20 protein-coding genes are annotated in these 17,798 nt (G+C 67.5%); 9 read left to right on the top strand and 11 right to left on the bottom strand.

The genetic code is table 11. The features are described 5' to 3' along the window. Positions 1-62: 62 nt before the first annotated feature. The gene (locus AC5RWU_RS15655) at positions 63-929 is read left to right on the top strand and encodes a hypothetical protein (protein ID WP_494030360.1); all 867 of its coding nucleotides are present in this window, start codon (positions 63-65) and stop codon (positions 927-929) included. Between the two features lie 54 nt (positions 930-983). Here the strand turns inward: AC5RWU_RS15655 and AC5RWU_RS15650 are convergent, their stop codons facing one another. Continuing rightward, complete coding sequence (locus AC5RWU_RS15650; RefSeq protein ID WP_494030361.1) at positions 984-1,970, bottom strand: phosphodiesterase; 987 nt, start codon at positions 1,968-1,970, stop codon at positions 984-986. 447 nt (positions 1,971-2,417) lie between these two features. Here AC5RWU_RS15650 and aqpZ point away from each other — a divergent pair, with 447 nt between their 5' ends. Further along, on the top strand, positions 2,418-3,209 hold the full coding sequence (aqpZ, locus tag AC5RWU_RS15645; protein WP_494030362.1) for an aquaporin Z: 792 nt from the start codon (positions 2,418-2,420) through the stop codon (positions 3,207-3,209). Positions 3,210-3,261: 52 nt separating this feature from the next. Here the strand turns inward: aqpZ and AC5RWU_RS15640 are convergent, their stop codons facing one another. Next, positions 3,262-3,453 carry a hypothetical protein gene (locus tag AC5RWU_RS15640; RefSeq protein ID WP_494037059.1) on the bottom strand — a complete coding sequence of 64 codons (192 nt, stop codon included), beginning with the start codon at positions 3,451-3,453 and terminating at the stop codon, positions 3,262-3,264. A gap of 34 nt (positions 3,454-3,487) precedes the next feature. Here AC5RWU_RS15640 and AC5RWU_RS15635 point away from each other — a divergent pair, with 34 nt between their 5' ends. After that, a complete protein-coding gene (locus tag AC5RWU_RS15635; protein WP_494030363.1) occupies positions 3,488-4,027 on the top strand; it encodes an HD domain-containing protein in 540 nt (179 codons plus the stop codon). Positions 4,028-4,066: 39 nt separating this feature from the next. Here AC5RWU_RS15635 and AC5RWU_RS15630 read toward each other — a convergent pair whose 3' ends face one another. From AC5RWU_RS15630 to AC5RWU_RS15620, 3 genes are read right to left on the bottom strand one after another with little or no spacing between them, the layout of a single operon-like run. Beyond that, positions 4,067-5,254, bottom strand: coding sequence for an acetyl-CoA acetyltransferase (locus AC5RWU_RS15630; protein ID WP_494030364.1), 1,188 nt, complete (start codon positions 5,252-5,254; stop codon positions 4,067-4,069). Next, entirely contained in the window at positions 5,251-5,922 is a 672-nt protein-coding gene (locus AC5RWU_RS15625) for a CoA transferase subunit B (RefSeq protein ID WP_494030365.1), read from the bottom strand. Before AC5RWU_RS15625 ends, AC5RWU_RS15630 begins: the two co-directional genes overlap by 4 nt. Positions 5,923-5,950: 28 nt before the next feature. Then, positions 5,951-6,667, bottom strand: coding sequence for a CoA transferase subunit A (locus AC5RWU_RS15620; RefSeq protein WP_494030366.1), 717 nt, complete (start codon positions 6,665-6,667; stop codon positions 5,951-5,953). A gap of 183 nt (positions 6,668-6,850) precedes the next feature. Here AC5RWU_RS15620 and AC5RWU_RS15615 point away from each other — a divergent pair, with 183 nt between their 5' ends. Both AC5RWU_RS15615 and AC5RWU_RS15610 read left to right on the top strand, forming a co-directional pair. Then, positions 6,851-7,642, top strand: a complete 792-nt coding sequence (locus AC5RWU_RS15615) for an IclR family transcriptional regulator (protein ID WP_494030367.1) — start codon at positions 6,851-6,853, stop codon at positions 7,640-7,642. Positions 7,643-7,949: 307 nt separating this feature from the next. Continuing rightward, on the top strand, positions 7,950-9,359 hold the full coding sequence (locus AC5RWU_RS15610; protein ID WP_494030368.1) for a trimethylamine monooxygenase: 1,410 nt from the start codon (positions 7,950-7,952) through the stop codon (positions 9,357-9,359). Positions 9,360-9,396: 37 nt separating this feature from the next. On the opposite strand, the gene ppsA is transcribed toward AC5RWU_RS15610, so the two are convergent. The 4 genes from ppsA to AC5RWU_RS15590 all read right to left on the bottom strand — a co-directional run bounded on the left by ppsA (position 9,397) and on the right by AC5RWU_RS15590 (position 13,867). After that, positions 9,397-11,688, bottom strand: coding sequence for a phosphoenolpyruvate synthase (ppsA, locus tag AC5RWU_RS15605; RefSeq protein ID WP_494030369.1), 2,292 nt, complete (start codon positions 11,686-11,688; stop codon positions 9,397-9,399). Between the two features lie 15 nt (positions 11,689-11,703). Beyond that, positions 11,704-13,359 (bottom strand): acyl-CoA dehydrogenase family protein, encoded by a 1,656-nt coding sequence (locus tag AC5RWU_RS15600; RefSeq protein ID WP_494030370.1) that lies wholly within the window; start codon positions 13,357-13,359, stop codon positions 11,704-11,706. 76 nt (positions 13,360-13,435) lie between these two features. Continuing rightward, entirely contained in the window at positions 13,436-13,588 is a 153-nt protein-coding gene (locus AC5RWU_RS15595) for a hypothetical protein (protein WP_494030371.1), read from the bottom strand. Between the two features lie 33 nt (positions 13,589-13,621). Further along, complete coding sequence (locus AC5RWU_RS15590) at positions 13,622-13,867, bottom strand: hypothetical protein (protein ID WP_494030372.1); 246 nt, start codon at positions 13,865-13,867, stop codon at positions 13,622-13,624. Between the two features lie 152 nt (positions 13,868-14,019). Here AC5RWU_RS15590 and AC5RWU_RS15585 point away from each other — a divergent pair, with 152 nt between their 5' ends. Genes AC5RWU_RS15585 through AC5RWU_RS15575 form a run of 3 tightly spaced genes read left to right on the top strand, consistent with a single transcriptional unit; the run spans position 14,020 to position 16,087 of the window. Beyond that, positions 14,020-14,889 carry an aldo/keto reductase gene (locus AC5RWU_RS15585; protein WP_494030373.1) on the top strand — a complete coding sequence of 290 codons (870 nt, stop codon included), beginning with the start codon at positions 14,020-14,022 and terminating at the stop codon, positions 14,887-14,889. Positions 14,890-14,904: 15 nt separating this feature from the next. Further along, positions 14,905-15,750: an NAD-dependent epimerase/dehydratase family protein gene (locus AC5RWU_RS15580; protein ID WP_494030374.1), complete on the top strand. Its 846-nt coding sequence runs from the start codon at positions 14,905-14,907 to the stop codon at positions 15,748-15,750. Positions 15,751-15,787: 37 nt separating this feature from the next. Then, a complete protein-coding gene (locus AC5RWU_RS15575) occupies positions 15,788-16,087 on the top strand; it encodes a hypothetical protein (protein ID WP_494002652.1) in 300 nt (99 codons plus the stop codon). Between the two features lie 12 nt (positions 16,088-16,099). On the opposite strand, the gene AC5RWU_RS15570 is transcribed toward AC5RWU_RS15575, so the two are convergent. Both AC5RWU_RS15570 and AC5RWU_RS15565 read right to left on the bottom strand, forming a co-directional pair. After that, positions 16,100-16,309 carry a hypothetical protein gene (locus AC5RWU_RS15570; protein WP_494002653.1) on the bottom strand — a complete coding sequence of 70 codons (210 nt, stop codon included), beginning with the start codon at positions 16,307-16,309 and terminating at the stop codon, positions 16,100-16,102. A gap of 240 nt (positions 16,310-16,549) precedes the next feature. After that, on the bottom strand, positions 16,550-17,029 hold the full coding sequence (locus tag AC5RWU_RS15565; RefSeq protein WP_494030375.1) for an HXXEE domain-containing protein: 480 nt from the start codon (positions 17,027-17,029) through the stop codon (positions 16,550-16,552). A 270-nt stretch (positions 17,030-17,299) separates the two neighbouring features. Here AC5RWU_RS15565 and AC5RWU_RS15560 point away from each other — a divergent pair, with 270 nt between their 5' ends. Further along, the gene (locus tag AC5RWU_RS15560; RefSeq protein ID WP_494030376.1) at positions 17,300-17,746 is read left to right on the top strand and encodes a hypothetical protein; all 447 of its coding nucleotides are present in this window, start codon (positions 17,300-17,302) and stop codon (positions 17,744-17,746) included. Positions 17,747-17,798 lie beyond the last annotated feature (52 nt).

Here is a 17,798-nt window from a genome sequence, read left to right as displayed (position 1 = left end):
TTGGGGGACGAGGTTGTGGGCCGGGCACTTGCCCGGCCCACAATAATTTTCGGGGGTAGTTAGTGATCCTGGATTCACTTGGGCGTGCTGCGGAGAATTTCGCCGGCGTCTTCTCCTGCCTTTTCGGTTCCTGCGACCAGGTGCAGTCAGACGGTGCCGGTTTCGGCATCGCCCTTCTGTTCATGCTGCTGTTCACCGGAGCCGGCGCCTACAGCACCGGCATTCTGCTGCAGAAAGCCGCGGGCCTGCGGTCCCGGATCAGCAGGATCGCAGTGGTGGCCGCTTCGGCTCTCTTCTGGCTGTGGCTGGCCTTCGGCCATGCCGTCCCGCAGTGCGCAGACCTCCATAACCTGCTGGGCTGGGCGGCCCTGGTTCCGCTGTACACCGCCTACCTGGCGGCTGGCTTTATCCTGGCCGCGGGCTGTCTGCTCTTTGTCTGGATGACGGTCCGCCGCCGGCGGGTCCTGCTCCCGGAGCCCCTGCCGGACCGGCTGCTGGTGATGCTGCTGCTGGTGGGCCTGGTGGTCGGCTGGCGGTATGTTTTCATCGCCCATCCGGAGCTTGCCGCCGGCCCGTTCGACGCCGGCCCGCAATGGGCCCAGGACGGCCTGGCTGTGTGGGCGCTGGAATGGCCCGCGCGGATCCTCTGGGGCGCCGTGACGTTCCTGTCCACTGTTCCCGGCCTGGTGACGTTCGCCGCGGTGGCCGGGGCCGCCGTCGTTCTTCCGGCGGTGACCAGCGGCGGGAAGGCAGCCCGCGCCGGAGAGGCAGCGGCTACGGTTCTCGAGCTCCTGGTTCTCTCCGCGGTGCTCCTGGCCGCGGCCACGCTGACCATGCTGGTCACACGGGCGGAGTTCCTGACCGTGACAGTGTTCGCCGTCGTTGCCGGCGCAATGATCACACTGGTGGCCCGGTACAAACTCCGCTAGACCGGGCACCGGCGGAACCGCCGTCGAAATAACGACGGCGGTACCCGCCTTCCGCTAGACCGTGGCCAGCTGCTGCGCCGGCTCGGCGACGGCCGGCTTCGCAACCGCCGGCTTTGGGGCGGCGGCAGCCGGTGCCGGCTGTACGGCCCGGCGGCGGGGCGCATCCTCGATCCGCATGCCGGCCGCGGTCAGCCGCTTCTCCGTCTCCTCGGCGGAGACGTACTGGCCAACGGTGTCATAGGTGCCGATCGGGACCACCGAGTTAACCACGGTGTCCTCGTACACGTGCACCAGGTTGAACGCCTGCGCGCCGTCACGGCCGCGGGAGGCACCCACCGGAACATTGAGGTCCTGCGTGTAGCAGGTCGCGGACGCCACGGACACCGGAACCCCGGCGAACATCGCAGTCGTCGAATAGTGCAGGTGACCGGCCAGGATCAGGCGGACATCCGAATCCCGCACGACCTCCGCCAGCGCGGACTGCTCGCGCAGCTCCACCAGCACGGCCAGATCCTGGATCATCGGCACCGGCGGGTGGTGCAGCGCCAGGATGGTGCCGTCGGGGGCGGGCACGGCCAGCTCGGCCGCTAGCCACTCCAGCTGCTCGGGCGAGATCTCGCCGTGGTGGTAACCCGGCACGGTGGAATCCAGCGTGATCACCCGCAGCCCGCCGACGTCGTACGTTCGGTCCAGCGGAGTCATCTCCGGCGGCTCGTCCAGAAGGCCATAGCGGAGGTTTTCACGGTTATCGTGGTTGCCCATTGCCCAGATCACCTGGGCGCCTAGCCGCTCGGCGGCCGGCTCGACGACGGCGCGCAGCTTGGTGTACGCCTCCGGCTCGCCCTGGTCCGCCAGGTCACCGGTGAAGACGATTGCCTCGGGCCGGGCGGCGGAGGCTTCAAGCTCATCGAAGATCTGGGCCAGACGCGCTTCGCTGTCCACGGCGCCATAGAGATTTTCCGAGCCACCCACAAAATGCGTGTCGCTCATGTGCAGAATGAAATGATTCGGCCGCGGATGTTCGGCCGTTTTGAAGTCCATTATGACCTTCTGGCTAGGCTCTCTGCTTTCCGATCCATTAGGACCTATGAAAGCAGACTCTTTCCGAACAGCAGGCAAACAGGAGGCGGCGTGTTGCCGAACCACAGTGTTCCCCAAGCTGTTCGCCAAGAATTTTATCCCCTCCTCGCGGCCCAGGTAAATGCGATTATTAAGACTTGGTAACAACCTTTCCCTTGCAAACGTTATTTTCCACCTCGACTCGGGCTGTGACGTGGGCCATTTGTCGCACCCACTCCGGCGCAAGGTATTCCCCGGTCCGATGCGTAGAATCGACCCTAGGCGGCAGTCCGCCTGCCGCCAGCGTTGTGGAATTTGTGCCAACCGAGTTTTTGCATCCTCGTGGAATTTTTGTGATTTGCATCACATCGTGAATTTGGTTCCCCCAGGGGAGGCAATCCGGCTTCCCCGCTAGGCGAAAGCATTCCCATGGCCAGACGTCAGAACCCCGCAGCACCCACCGCCCCCGCCCAGGAAGTCAGCCCCTCCCTGGCTGCACGGCTCGGCGCGGAGGTCCTCGGCACTTTCATACTTGTCTTCGGCGGCGCCGGCACGGCCATCTTCGCCGCCAACTTCCCCTATCAGGACGGCAACCCCTTGGGCGTCGGCTTTGTCGGGGTCGCCCTGGCCTTCGGCCTCACGGTCCTGGCCGGCGCCTACGCTGTCGGCCACATTTCCGGCGGCCACTTCAACCCGGCCGTGACCATTGGCCTGGCCGTCGGCCGGCAGTTCGAGTGGAAGGACACCATCGGCTACATCGTCGCCCAGATCGTCGGCGGCGCGCTGGCCTCCACCCTGCTGTTCGCCATTGCCGCCGGCGGGCCGGACGGCTTCCTGCAGAACGCCCAGGAGGCCGGCTTCGCGGCCAACGGCTTCGGGGAGCACTCCCCCGGCGGCTTCAACCTGGTTTCCGCCATCCTGGCCGAGGTCATCCTCACCGCGGTCTTCCTCTTCGTCATCCTCGGCGTCACTGACCGCCGCGCCTCCGCCGGTTTCGCGGGCCTGACCATCGGCCTGACCCTGACGCTGATCCACCTGATCAGTATCCCGATCACCAACACCTCGGTGAACCCGGCCCGCTCCATCGCCACCGCCATCTACGCCGGAGGGTGGGCCTGGGGCCAGCTGTGGGTGTTCATCCTGGCGCCGATCGTCGGGGCGGCAATCGCCGGGCTGGTGCACTACGCGCTGTTTGCCAGCCGGGTGCCCGCGCGGAGCTAGCTGTCGCCGAGGCCGCCGCTGAGATGCCCGCTGGCCGAATCTGCTCACCTTCTCAGCCGGAAATCCGGCGTGTTGCGGCAACACGCCCAATTTCCGCCGTCGCATTTGCCAGAAAATGAGCAATCCGGGCGGGGCCGGCCGGGCGGGTGCCGCCGTAGCTGAAAACTGTGACGGAAAGGGCGCCGATTCGAAACGATTCCGAGATCCGGTTTCCGCTCCGCTGCAGGTAATCTTGGCTGCCCATTCCCACCGCTCCGACACCCGCCTACTATCCAGATATGACCGAGCAGAAGTTCACGCCGCAGGACGCCCTTGAACTGGCCCGGACCAAGCACGCCGGGCAGACGGACAAGGCAGGTGTCGACTACGTCGAACACGTCAAGTCGGTCGGCGATGCACTGGCCGATTTTGACGACGACATCCGGATCGCCGGCTATCTCCACGACGTCGTCGAAGACACCGAAACCACCCTCGAGGAACTCCGCGAGCGCGGTCTCAGCGATCGTGCGGTGCGCATCATCGAGAGGTTGTCCAAGAACCTTCACCACCACGCCGACTACCTGGACGGCATCCGGTACATTGCCGCCGACTGCGACGCCGCCCTGGTGAAAATCGCCGACAATGCCCACAACTCCGTCCAGGAGCGCGTGCAGAAGCTCCTGGAGATGGGCACCGTGGACAATCCGCCGTACGCGGAAGCCCGCCGCATCCTCTACCCGGCGGTCGCCCCGGAGGACATCCGCCGCATCCTCCTGCGCGTCAACGTGGAGTTGCTGGCTGAACTCCCGCCGGTGACTCAACAGCACACGCCCGAATGAGCGCTCAGACGGGCATGTGCTGCGGAGCGAACCGGAGGGTCAGACGGCTTCGAGGATACTCGTGTAGTTGGCGATGCCGACGCCGCCCATGTTCTGCACAGCCGCCCGGCGCGCCCGGGGCAGCTGCATCTCACCGGCGGTGCCCGTGAGCTGCATGGCGGAGATGACGTGCTGGGAGACGCCGGTGGCGCCGACCGGATGGCCCTTGGCCTTCAGTCCGCCGGAGACATTGACCGGCAGCTTGCCGTCCCGGTAGACCCAGCCTTCCTCAATCGCCCGGCGGCCCTCGCCGGCCGGGGCCAGGCCGATGACTTCATAGAGCATCAGTTCGGCGATGGTGAAGCAGTCGTGCAGCTCGGCGAAGTCCAGTTCGTCGAGTCCGACGCCGGCCATCGCCAGGGCGCGCTGCCAGGCTGCGCGCGTGGCTTCGAAGGCCATCGGATCGCGCCGGTCGGCGGGCAGGAAATCGTTGGCGTGGCCGAAGCCGGCCAGCCGCACCGGATCGGTCGCGGCCCCGGCGCCAGGTGCGGTGGACAGCACGATGGCGGCGGCGCCGTCGGACACCGGCGAGCAGTCGGTGCGGCGCAGCGGATCGGCCACCATCGGGTTCTTGTCCGAGACGGTGCGGCAGAATTCCTCGCCCAGGTCCTTGCGCAGCTGGGCGTAGGGGTTGGCAACACCGTTGCGGTGGTTCTTGGCCGCGATGGAGCCGAGCACGTCGCCGACGGCGCCGTGGCACTTTTCGTAGTGCTTGGCGACCTCGGCGAACAGGCCGGTGAAACCGGTGGTGGAGTGCTTTCCTGCCATGTCATAGTCGGCGCCCAGCAGGGCGGAGCCGACCACCTCAGAGGGCGCATGCGTCATCTTCTCCGCGCCGATGACCAGCACGGTCCGGGCGGTGCCGGCCAGCAGGGACTTCACACCCTGCTGGAGGGCGGCCGACCCGGAAGCGCAGGCGTTCTCCACCCGGGTGGCCGGCACATTCGCCAGCGCCGGGTCCGTCTGCAGCGCCAGCGAGGAGGTGAAGGCCAGCGGCAGCATGCCGGAGTTGAACTGGCCCAGATAGATCTCGTCGATCTCTCCCGGCTCGACGCCGGAGTTCGCGATGGCTTCGGAGGCCACCTGGACGATCAGCGATTCCAGGGTCTCCTCGGCCAGCTTGCCGAAGCGGGAGTGTCCCCACCCGGTCAGCAGGACGTCCTTGCCGAATTGTTCTTTCAGGCTCATACGGGCACCTCTTCCAGGTCGGATTCCAGTTCGGCCGCCACAGTGAAGGCCGATTCGGTCTTGCTGCGCAGTTCCTCAACGCTCACGCCCGGGGCCAGCTGGGTGAGCACCAGACCGGCGCCGTCGACGACGTCGAAAACCGCCAGGTCCGTAATGATGCGGTTGACGACTCCGAGGCCGGTCAGCGGCAGGCTGCACTCGTTGACGATCTTCGGGCTGCCGTCCTTGGCGATGTGCTCGGTCAGCACCACGACGCGCGGCGTGCCGGCCACCAGGTCCATGGCTCCGCCCATGCCCTTGACCATCTTGCCGGGAATCGTCCAGTTCGCCAGGTCGCCGGCACCGGAGACCTGCATCGCCCCGAGGATCGCGACCTTCACGTGGCCGCCGCGGATCATGCCGAAGGAGGTGGCCGAGTCGAAGATCGAGCCGCCGGGCAGCACGGTGACCGTCTGCTTGCCGGCGTTGATCAGGTCCGCGTCCTCTTCGCCTTCGTAGGGGAACGGGCCCATGCCCAGCAGCCCGTTTTCGCTCTGCAGGGTCACCTGCACGCCCTCGGGCAGGTTGTTGGCCACCAGGGTGGGGATGCCGATGCCCAGGTTGACGTAGTCGCCGTCGTTCAGTTCCGCAGCCGCGATCGCGGCCATCTCATCTCGTGTCCATGCCATGGTTCTGCTCCTTAATCCTCAAGATTCCCTAGGCCGGCACCGTGTCCCGGGCGGGACGCACCGTGCGCTGTTCAATGTCCTTCGGCCGGGCACTGGCCTGGACCAGCCGCTGCACGTAGACGCCGGGGGTGACCACCAGGTTGGGATCGATGTCCCCGGGTTCGACGATGCGCTCGGCCTCGGCAATGGTGACCTTGCCGGCGGTGGCGACCACCGGGTTGAAATTGCGGGCGGTGTAGCGGTAGACGAGGTTGCCTGTGGTGTCCGCCAGATGGGCCCGGACCAGGGAGACGTCCGCGATGATCGCGCGCTCCTGGACGTAGGTGATGCCGTCGAACTCGGCGTGCGGCTTGCCCTCGGCGATCAAGGTGCCCACCCCGGTCTTGGTGTAGAAGGCGGGGATGCCGGCGCCGCCGGCGCGCAGCCGCTCCGCGAGGGTACCCTGCGGGTTGAACTCAATCTCCAGCCGGCCGGCGAGGAGCTGCTCCGCGAACAGCTTGTTCTCCCCCACATAGGACGCGATCACCTTGCGCACCTGTCCGGCTTCCAGCAGGATGCCCAGGCCTTTGCCGTCCACGCCCATGTTGTTGGACACCACGGTCAGGTCCTTCACGCCGGAATCCCGCACCGCCTCGATCAGGTCCGCAGGAATCCCGCTGAGGCCGAAGCCTCCCACCGCCAGCACCATGCCGTCCCGCAGGACGTCGGCCAGGGCTGCGGCCGCACTGCTCTGCACCTTCGACATCTGGTCCTCCTCGTTGAGTCGTCGATATCCACGTTGTGGACTGCTCTGTGTTTCCTGAGACAGTAGTAACCGCGGGAAATATGCGTCAATAGCTGCCGCCTGAACCTCCTTGAAGCTTCCACAGCGTGAACAGTAGAATCAGCGGTATCCATATTGTGGACAAGATGACAGGAGTGTGACGGTATGGCAGCGGAGAAGGGACCCGTGCAGGGGGCGCAGGTGGTCAGCCGCATCGCCTCGCTGCTGCGCCTGGTCGCCCGCCACCCGCAGGGCAGCGCGCTGGCGGAGATCGTGCGGGACTCCGGGCTCACCCGGCCCACGGTGCACCGGCTGCTGACCTCGCTGGCGGCCGAGGGCCTGCTGGACCACGACGCGATGACAAACCGCTGGCTGCTCGGTCCGGAGATCTTCGTCATGGGCACCGTCGCCGCGCAGCGGTATCCGATCGAGGACCTGGCCCGCCCCAGCCTCCAGCGGCTGGCGGACGAGACCGGTGAAAGCGCCTTCCTCTCCATCCGCCGCGGCGCCGAGACGGTGTGCCTGATGCGGGAGGAAGGCAGCTTCCCGATCCGCTCTTTCGTGCTGCATGAGGGCGTGCGGTTCCCGCTCGGCGTCGCCTCCGCTGGGCTGGCCATCATGGCCTACCTGCCGGAGGAGGAAGTGGAGCAGCTGCTCGTCCAGGACGAGGCGTTCATCGAGCGCTGGGGCCAGCAGCACTCCGCCGCCGCGATCCGCGCCAACCTGGAGCGGGCCCGGAAGGTGGGGTATGCGGTCAACCCGGGCCTGATCCTGGAGGGCAGCTGGGGCATGGGAGCAGCCATCTTCGACCGCGCCAACCGGCCCGCGTGGGCGCTGTCCCTGACCGGGATCGAACCGCGGTTCACGCCCGAACGGCAGAAATTCATGGGCCAGCTGCTGCTCGAGGAGGCGCACCGGATCACGCAGAAACTGCGGCGCCCGGAGGCCGCCGGATAAACGCTCCGGAGCAACGGCCGTTTTGACACAATCATCCTCAACTGTTCACATAGAGAACAGGCTCGCCGTCGTTATTGGATCTTCGGGGAGCCGCCCGGAATCGCCATGGCAGGTCCATTTACCTGCCCGCCGCACATGCCGCACCTCTCCCACCCAGGGATCGAGCCGCAGAATCCGGTGCCATTGCACCGCGTGTGTCGCCTGCGCAATATTTGCGCCTTCGCCGTCGCCCTTGGGCAACGGCCTTTTTTGAACGGTCTCCGGAGCCGAGCCCGGCCACGAAAGATCCAATGGATGAGGAGCAAACATGTCAATCCGCGTCGGAATCATTGGTGCCGGCCCCAGCGGCATGGCCCAGCTGCGGGCCTTCGAATCGGCCCGCCAGCTTGGAGCCGGAATCCCGGACATCATGTGCTTTGAAAAGCAGCCGGACTGGGGCGGCCAGTGGAACTACAGCTGGCGGACCGGCCTCGATGCCGCCGGCGAGCCGGTGCACAGCAGCATGTACCGGCACCTGTGGTCCAACGGCCCCAAGGAATGCCTGGAATTCGCCGACTACACCTTCGACGAGCATTTCGGCCGCCCGATCTCTTCCTTCCCGCCGCGCGCAGTGCTCTTCGATTACATCCAGGGACGCGTTGCAAAGTCGGATGTGCGCAAGTACATCCAGTTCAGCACCGCGGCCCGCTGGGTCTCCTATGACGAAAAGGCCCAGGAATTCACGCTGACCGTGGAGAATCTCATCACCGGTGAGACCACCGACCATGTCTTCGACAAGCTTGTCGTTTCGACCGGCCACTTCAGCTTCCCCAACGTCCCCGAATTCGAGGGCATCAACACCTTCCCCGGCGAAGTCCTCCACGCCCACGATTTCCGCGGCGCCGAGCGGTTCGCCGGCAAGGACATGCTGCTGATCGGTGCCAGCTACTCCGCCGAAGACATCGGCATGCAGGCCCACAAGATGGGCGCCAAGTCCGTCACCTTCAGCTACCGCAGCCAGCCGATGGGCTTCGACTGGCCGGAATCGGCCCAGGAGCGCCCGCTGGTGACCCGCTTCGACGGCCGGACCGCGCACTTCAGCGACGGCACCACCGGCGACTTCGACGCCGTCGTGCTGTGCACCGGGTACCAGCACAAGTACCCGTTCCTGCCCGACGAGCTCTCGCTGAAGTCGAAGAACGTGCTCTACCCCGGCAACCTCTACAAGGGCGTGGTCTGGCAGGGCAACACGAACCTCTTCTACCTCGGCGCGCAGGACCAGTACTACACCTTCAACATGTTCGATGCGCAGGCCTGGTTCGCCCGCGACGTGATGCTCGGTCGCATCGAGCTGCCCTCCGCCGAGGAACGCGAGGCGGACATCCGGAGCTGGCTGGACCGCTTTGCCACCCTCGACTCGCATGACGCGGAAGCGGACTTCCAGACCGAGTACCTGCGCGAACTGATCTCGCTCACCGACTACCCGGAGTTCGACCTGGACCAGGTGGCCGTCCTGTTCAAGCGGTGGATGAAGGACAAGGAAGAGAACATCCTGGGCTACCGGGACATGGCCCACCGCTCCGTGATGACCGGAACCATGGCCGCCAAGCACCACACGCGCTGGCTCAATGCCATGGATGACAGCCTGGAACGCTACCTCAACGGCCCGTCGGAGGACGTCGATACCGGCGCCCTGGCGGTGCTGTCCGGCCAGGAACTGGAGAACTCGGCCAAGTAAGGCAAGTTCGCCGCCGCCGAGCGCTTCCTCGTCGATGTCAGGGGCGCACACCGCGCCGCGCGGCCTCGACGAGCAGCCGGCGTTCGGCGGCGGCGACCACGCGCCGGGTGCGGTCCGCGGCGTCCGGGTTCACGGAGATCGAGTCGATGCCGTACCGCACCAGCAGCTCGGCGAACTCGGGCCGGTTGCTCGGGGCCTGGCCGCAGAGCGAGACGGTGATCCCGGAGTCGTGCGCGGCCGTGATGATCCGCGAGATGGCGTCCAGCACCGCGGCGTCGGACTCGTCGAAGAGTTCGGCGCAGATCTCTGAATCGCGGTCCACGCCGAGCATGAGCTGGGTCAGGTCATTGGAGCCGATGGACACGCCGTCGATGCCCATGGCCGCGTACTCCGGGATCCGGTACACCACGGACGGGACCTCCGCCATGACCCAGCGGTGCAGCCCGCGCTGGCGCCCCAGCGGGCTGCGGTCGATCAGCTCCAGGCAGGCCTCCAGCTCCCACTTAGTCCGCACGAACGGCAGCATCAGGTGCAGGTTGGGCGTCTGCTCGCGCACCCGTGCCAGCAGCTCCAACTCCAGTTCGAACAGGTCCGGCTCCTTGAGGTACCGGTACGCGCCGCGGTAGCCGATCATCGGATTGTTCTCCACCGGCTCAAACTTTTCCCCGCCCTCCAGGCCGCGGAATTCGTTGCTGCGGAAATCGATGGTCCGGTACACCACCGGGCGCGGACTGAAGGCGCCTGTGACGGTCAGCAGGGAGGCACTCATCTTCCCGATGAACTGCTCCCGCTCTCCGCGGCCCAGCAGTTCGCGCGGGTGTAGCCCGCCCAGCGCCTCCGCGATCATGAACTCGGCCCGCAGCAGCCCCACGCCGTCCACCTCCTGCGCGGCCACGGCCTCGGCGCGCTCGGCGATGGCCAGGTTGACATAGAGCTTGGTGGCCAGCGGTTCCGGCGCGGCGGGAGCCGGGGCGGAAGGAACGACGTCGGCACCCGCCGCGGGCGCGGCCGTCGCCCCGGGCGCGGGGCCGGCGGCCTCACCCTCGACGATTTCGCCCTTGGCGCCGTCGATCGTGACCAGTTCGCCGTCGCGCAGCACGGTGGTGGCGGTACGGACCCCCACGATGGCCGGGACGCCGAGTTCGCGGGCGACGATCGCCGCGTGGCAGGTCATGCCGCCGCCGTCAGTAACCACCGCGGCGGCGCGCCGCAGGGTGGGGACCCAGTCCGGATTGGTCATCTCGGCGACGAGGATCTCGCCGTTCTTCAGCCTGCTCCCCTCGGCGGGCTCGCGCAGGATGCGGACCAGGCCGGAGGCCCTGCCGGGCGCGGCGGGCAGGCCTCGCAGCAGCACCGTGCCGGCCGGCTGCCCGCCACGCAGCGTGGTGACCGGCCGGGACTGCAGCAGGTAGAGCCGGCCGCCGGCATAGGCCCATTCGGTGTCCTGCGGCGTGCCGTAATGGCCCTCCACCTTCAGGCCCAGCTCGGCCAGCTCGCGGACCTCTGCGTCGCCGAGCACGCGGGCGTCGGCCTCCGCGTCGGCCAGCTCTACCCGGCGGATGGTGCCGCCCTCGCCGGGGAGCAGCTGGTGCGTCTGGTGGCCGATCCGGCTGGACACCACGCGCAGGCTGTCCTTGGCGACGATGTAGGTGTCCGGTTCCACGGCCCCGGAAACCACCACCTCGCCGAGGCCGAGCGCGCCTTCGATCACCAGGCGGGAGCGGTCCGAGGTGGATGGGTCCGCGGTGAACATGACACCGGAGCGCTCGGAGGGGATCTGGGCCTGGACCGCCACCGCGATCGCGGGCTCCTCATCCATGCCCTGGCTGGCGCGGTAGGCGATCACGCGGTCCCCGAAGAGCGAGGCCCAGCAGTCGCTCAGCCGGGCGAGCACCGCCTCGTCGCCGATCACGTTGGTGAAGGTGTCGTGCATGCCGGCAAAGGAGGTGCCAGCGGCGTCCTCCGCGGTCGCCGAGGACCGGACGGCCACCGACTCGGCGGTGCCGAGCGCGTGGTAGGCGTCCAGGACCGCTGCGCGGATGTCCGCGGGGATGTCGGCGCGGCGGACCATCTCCCGCAGTTCGGCCGCCGCGGCGGCGAGCCTGTCCTGGTCGTCGGCGGCGGCCTTGGCGGCGAGGAACTTCTCCATCACTTTCCGGCGGATCCCGGCCTTGTCCAGGGCATCCAGGTACGCCCGGCCCGTCACCACGAAGCCGGGTGGGACCGGCAGCCCGGCACTAGTGAGCTCGCCGAGGTTCGCTGCCTTGCCGCCGACCGAGCCGGCATCCGCCAAGCCCACTTCCTCGAACCGGCGCACCCATGCCTGCATCTCGCACTCCTCGGCTCAGTGCCGTACCAGGATCCCCTTCAGGTCCGACGACGGCGGGAGGTTGCCGTATTCGAGGGACCGTTCCGGTCCCAGCCGGGCGGCAATGAAAGCGTCGGAAACGGCCGCGGGGCTGTACCGGATGAGCAGTGAACCCTGCAGCGCGAGCGCCAGCTGCTCGGTCAGCCGCCGGGCGGAACGCTGATGGTCGGACGGCGACTGCTGCACCTCGCGGATCAGCTTGATCAGTCCGCGGGTGAAATTGTCGAACGCCGGGTTGGTCCCGGAGGCGGACAGCACTTCCTTCATGAACGCCTCCACAGACGCCGGTTCGGTGGCCATGGCCCGCAGCACGTCGAGGGCAATGACGTTGCCGGTCCCCTCCCAGATCGCCAGCACCGGCTGCTCGCGGTAGCGCATCGCCAGCGGGAAGGACTCGGTGTAGCCGTTGCCGCCCAGACATTCCAGCGCCTCGAACGCGTGGTTGGGCCCGCGCTTGCAGATCCAGTATTTCGCCACTGCCGTGGCAAGACGGCGGAAATCGCGCTCGGCCGTGCCGCCGTCGTCGTACGCCCTGGCCAGGCGCAGGCTGGTGGCGAGCGCCGCCTCGTATTCCAGCGCCAGGTCCGCAAGGACCGCCGCCATTGCGGGCTGCTCCACCAGCATCAGGCCGAAGGCCGCGCGGTGCCGGGCGTGCCAGAGGGCCTCCGCCACGCCCTGCCGCATGCCGGCGGCGGTGCCCAGCACGCAGTCCAGCCGGGTGCGGGCCACCATGCCCATGATGGTGCGGATGCCGCGGCCCGGCTCCCCCACCAGATAGCCAATGGTGTTGTGGAACTCCACCTCGCTGGAGGCATTGGCCCGGTTGCCCAGCTTGTCCTTGAGCCGCTGGATCCGGAAAACGTTGCGGGTATCGTCCGGCAGCACCCGCGGCACCAGGAAACAGGACAGGTCGCGGAAGCCGGCGTCATGGGAATCGCACTCGTGGGCCAGGACCAGGAAGGCATCGGACATGGGCGCGGAGCAGAACCACTTGTGGCCGGTCAGCAGGTGGTGCTCATACCGCGACGGCCTGGCCATGGTGGTGCTGGCCCGGATATCGGAGCCGCCCTGTTTCTCGGTCATCGCCATCCCCACCAGGGCGCTGTCCTTGATCTGGGACAGCCGGGGGTCATAGCTGCGCGAGTACAGCCGGGGCACCCATTTGCAGCCGATTCCCGGGCTGGCCGCCCGCAGCGGTTCGACGGCGGCATTCGTCATCGAGATCGGGCAGGTATGGCCCGGCTCGGCCTGGGCAAACAGCATCAGGACGGCGGCGCGATGCGCGCTCGCCCCGGGACCTGGCTCTTTCCAGGCGGCCGTGTGGGCGCCGGCCGCAACCGCGTCGCCCAGGATCCGGTGGTAGGCCGGGTGGTACTCCACCTCGTCCACGCGGTGGCCATAGATATCGTGGGTGTGCAGGACCGGCGGATGCGTGTTGGCCAGCCGGGCAGCGTGCTGGAAATCCGCCTTACCGACCAACGCTCCGACCTGCTGCAGCTGACTGGTGTCCGTAGCGCCGCCGACGGTCCGCACCATTTCCGCCAGGACCTCGTTCTCGGTGAACTCATTAATGTTGGTCCGCGGGGGCGGCTGGTTGAAGACCGCGTGTGTGGCATCTGGGGGATGGCTCACGCTTTCATGGTACTCCTGCGGCCTCTGAGCAACGATGTCCACGGCGGATCGGTCGAGAGTGCGGCTCCGTCGAAGGTCAGTGCCAGACGCGGGGCAGCGGTGGGTTGTCTCCCGTGCCGTCTACCTCGCCGGGCGGGTGCGGTGTTTCGGTGTGTTCGTCGGCCTTCGGCGGCTCCTGTGTAGTGTCCGTTGCCTCCGGCTGGTCCGGCTCCGGTCTCTGTTCGCTCACTGGTTTTCCCTTCTGAGCTTCCCTTCCGGCGGATTATCCATCTGCCGGTTTCAACTCGCCGTTGGCAATGGCGTCGGCATAGTGGCTGAGATCGGGTCCGGGCTGGAAGTCGACGAACTGGTCCTTGAGCTTTTCGAACAGGAACCGGTAAATGCCGTCCCGGTCGCTGTCCTGCATGGACGATGCCGCCTCGCGCACCGCGTCCTGCAAGGCCCGGTCCGCATCCTGCAGAATCTTCCCGCGGGCCTCTTCATTCCACTTTACGTCGCTGAACTCCATCGGGCGTCCTTCCGCAGTGTCGGTGCTGCACGGAGTTGAATGATGCTTCCCAGCCTAGCGCCAGAGGGCCCCGACGTGAACAGAGTAAACGTCGTAGGGTGAAAGACCGGCAGCACAGGAATAACCACCCCGCCCCCGAAGTTGCCGCAGGTATGACCAGCCACAACGCAGGACCCGCACAGTTGTCAGCAACCATCGACCTGAAGGACCTTGGAACCGTGCACCGCCTGGGCTTCGGCGCCATGCGCATCGTCGGGGACGGAGTCTGGGGCGAGCCGGCGGACCGGAGCCAGGCCGTCGCCGTCGTACGCCGTGCCGTGGAGCTGGGCGTGGATTTCATCGATACCGCCGATTCCTACGGGCCCGATATCAGCGAGGAAATCATCGCCGAGGCCCTGCACCCGTACCCGGACGGCGTCCGGATCGCCACCAAGGCCGGCTTCGCGCGCACCGGTCCGGACCGGTGGATCCCGCTCGGCCGTCCGGAGTACCTGCGCCAGCAGGCGGAGCTGAGCCTGCGCAAGCTGAAGGTGGACGCACTGGACCTGCTCCAGCTGCACCGGATCGACCCGAAGGTCAACGCCGAGGAGCAGCTCGGCGTGCTGCGCGACCTGCAGCAGGAGGGCAAGGTGAAGGCCCTGGGCCTGTCCGAGGTCACCGTGGACCAGCTCAAGGCCGCCGGGGAATTCTTCACCGTCTCCACCGTGCAAAACCGCTTCAACCTGACGGACCGGACCTCCGAGGACGTCCTGGACTACGCCACTGCGAACGGGATCGGTTTCATTCCCTGGGCCCCGATTTCCGCGGGCGAGCTGGCGCAGCCGGGCGGACCGCTGGACGCGGCCGCCAAGCAGTTGGGCGCCACGACGTCCCAGGTGGCGCTGGCCTGGCTGCTGCGCCGCTCTCCTGTCATGATGCCGATCCCGGGCACCGGGTCCGTTGCCCATCTGGAGGAGAACATGGGCGCCGCGGACCTGGTCCTCGACGATGCCACCTTCGCCGAACTCGACGCGGCCCGCTGACGTGGCGGTGCTGTCATGACGGTGCTGATCGCCGGCTGCGGTGATCTCGGCACGGAGGCCGGCCTGCGGTTCGCCGCGGACGGCCGCCGCGTGGTGGGCTGGCGCCGCTCGCCGGAGAAACTGCCCGCGCAGCTGGAGGGCGCCGCCGTCGACCTCGCCGGCCCACTGCCCGCGGTCCCGGCGGACACGGACATCGTGGTTCTGGCGACGGCGGCCGCCGCCCGGACGGAAACCGCCTACCGCACCGCGTATGTGGACGCGCTCGCCAACCTGCTGGACGCGCTGGAGCGCGACGACGTGCGGCCGCGGCGGTTCCTGTTCGTCTCCTCCACCGCGGTGTACGGGGAGAACGACGGCGGCGAGGTGGACGAGCGCACGCCGGCCCGGCCGACGTCGGCCACCGGAGCGGTCCTGCGCGAAGCGGAGGAGCTGCTGAACGCGCGGCTGCCGTCCGCTGTCGTGCTGCGGCTGGGCGGGATTTATGGTCCGGGGCGCACCCGGCTGATCGACCAGGTGCGCGACGGGACCGCGGTGGTTCCGGATCCGCCGCGGCTGACCAACCGCATCCACCGGGATGACGCGGCCGCGGCGATCGTGCACCTGACGACGGCGGCCGCGGCGCCGGAGCCGCTGTATCTGGGGATCGATTCCCAGCCGGCGGAACTGGGCGAGGTGCTGCGGTTCCTCGCGGCCGAACTCGGCGTACCGGAGCCGCCGGTGGGTCCGCTGGCGGCCTCGCGGGGCGGGGACAAGCGCTGCAGCAACCACCGGCTCACCGCCACCGGCTTCACGTTCCGCTACCCGTCGTTCCGCGAGGGGTACCGGGGCGTGCTGGCCGGGGAAGGCGTGCGGCACCCCTGACAGCTAGTCTGGATCCATCCAAGACGAAGGAGAAACCATGAGTGCCAACCTGACCCCGATCGTGACTAGTGCCGGCCTGATCGGCGGCTTCCAGACCGCCCGGGCCACCAAGAACCGTCCACTGGGCGGCGCCGTGCTGGCCGCCGCGGGAGCCGCTGCCTTCGCCCTGTGGAAGCGCGATGCCGGAGCCGGCCGGGCGGCCGCACTGACAAGCGGTTACCTCGCCGCGTTCGGGCTCTCCCACCCGCTGGCCAAGAAGATCGGCGCCTGGCCCTCCGTGTACACGGTCACCGCCGCCGTTGCCGTTGCATCGCTGGTGTTCGGCCGCCGCCGCTAAACAGGGCTGCCCTCACCACCGGTGCCGGCACTCCGGATTCTGGCAGGCCCACCGCGCCACGGTGCCGTCCTCCCGCATCTCCATGACGCAGCCGGCGAACTCCACATTGGTGGCGTTCTCCCGGGCGTCCCCGAGGACCATCCCGTAGACGATTTTGAACGCAGTGTGCCCGCACTTGGGACACTTGCGCGTCTTACCCTTGATTCCCTCTTGAGATTCCATGCCCGGACTCTACTGCCCTGCTCCGACACTTTCCGGACCGTGGACAGCAACAGGCGCGAAGGCCCGCAAACCACAGCCACACCGAATTTTCTGTTACGGCCAAAACCGCTTTTCGCGCGTAACAGATCGAGGGTCCGATGCCTGCATCCGAAAAGGTGCTCCGCCGGCCCGGGCGGATCCATCCCTGGCGATTCCAGGCGAATAGGTGGACACAGGCGGAGATCACCATCCGTCCGGCGCCTACAGCATGAGCCGTTTTGCGGCTACCAGCGAAAGGAACGTGGCCGGCCCGGAGAGCACGGCCCCGATGGCCGCCGCGGGCAGGGGATCGCGGCCTCGGCGGTGAAGCTCCCGGAGCGACAGAACGCCCGCTGGAAGAAGCAGCGTGACCGCGCTGCAGAGTCCCGGGTTGTAGGTGCGGAAGACCGCCAGCTGCACCAGGTGGGCCAGTGCGTTGGCGGCGATAGCCCCGCTCACCGCTGCGGCCACGGCGTTTGTGACATGGCTGTCCTTCGCTGCAGCAGGCGTCAGTCCCAGGACGGCGGCGGCGGTGAGGGCGTTCATGGCGGCGGCCAGGCGGTCGCTGCGGTACAACTCGCGGTCAAGCCAATCCGGCGCATGGACATCAATCCAGGCCGGCAGTTTCCCGAGTTCTTCGAGGTTATGGAGTGCAAGCGCAATCCCTGGACAGACGAGTGCAACGATTCTTCGGTTGGCCACAGTCCAAAGCTATGGGTAGCTGGGCACCTTGGGTTGGGACGGCACGCTGGGCGCCTTCGATGGTAGGACCACGACATGATCGTCCGGGACCTCTCCCAGGGATGCCTGGCACTGACCGGAACGCGGCAGGTGGCCGACTGGCACTCCGAATTTTCGTTACGGCCGAAACCGCCTTTCGCGCGTAACGGATAAAAAGTCCTTGGCCGGCTTTGATGTGTTGATCGAGCTTGCGGTAGCCCGGGAAGCAGGAAAGCGGCAATAATTTCCACCATGACCACACCCAAGGACGGCCCCGATTTCGCCCACCTCCGCCCCAAAGGCGTCAGTGATGCCACAGTTGAAGCCCTCGGCAAGCTGTCCGAGGCACTTGAAGTCGTGGAACAAGCCCGCGGCTACCTGTACGGTTTCCACCGCCTGACCGGCACCGCGGACCTGGCCCTGGGCGAGGCCGTGGAACTGCTGCGCAAGGCCGGGCACACCACACTGGCCGCCAGCGTGGCGGAGGACATCGTGGGCCGCAACGTCATCCAGGGCCGGTGGACCTTCCAGATTGTCGAGGACTACGACGACAACTACTACGCCGCCTTCAAGGCCATGGAGAAGCGCGCCCGCGACGAGCTCTCCTGGGGCCGGCGGCACCTGTACGAGGCGGAGATGAAAGAGGAACGCCGCACCCACGGCCTCCCCCACCACGAGGCTCGACCTTCGGAGGACTGACGCTCCGGCACACCTGAAACGCCTGCGCCCCGCGGCGGACCGAGTCCGCCGC

This window comes from Arthrobacter sp. B0427-1-12, assembly GCF_059092905.1.
This window is presented reverse-complemented; position numbering and strand designations above follow the sequence as displayed.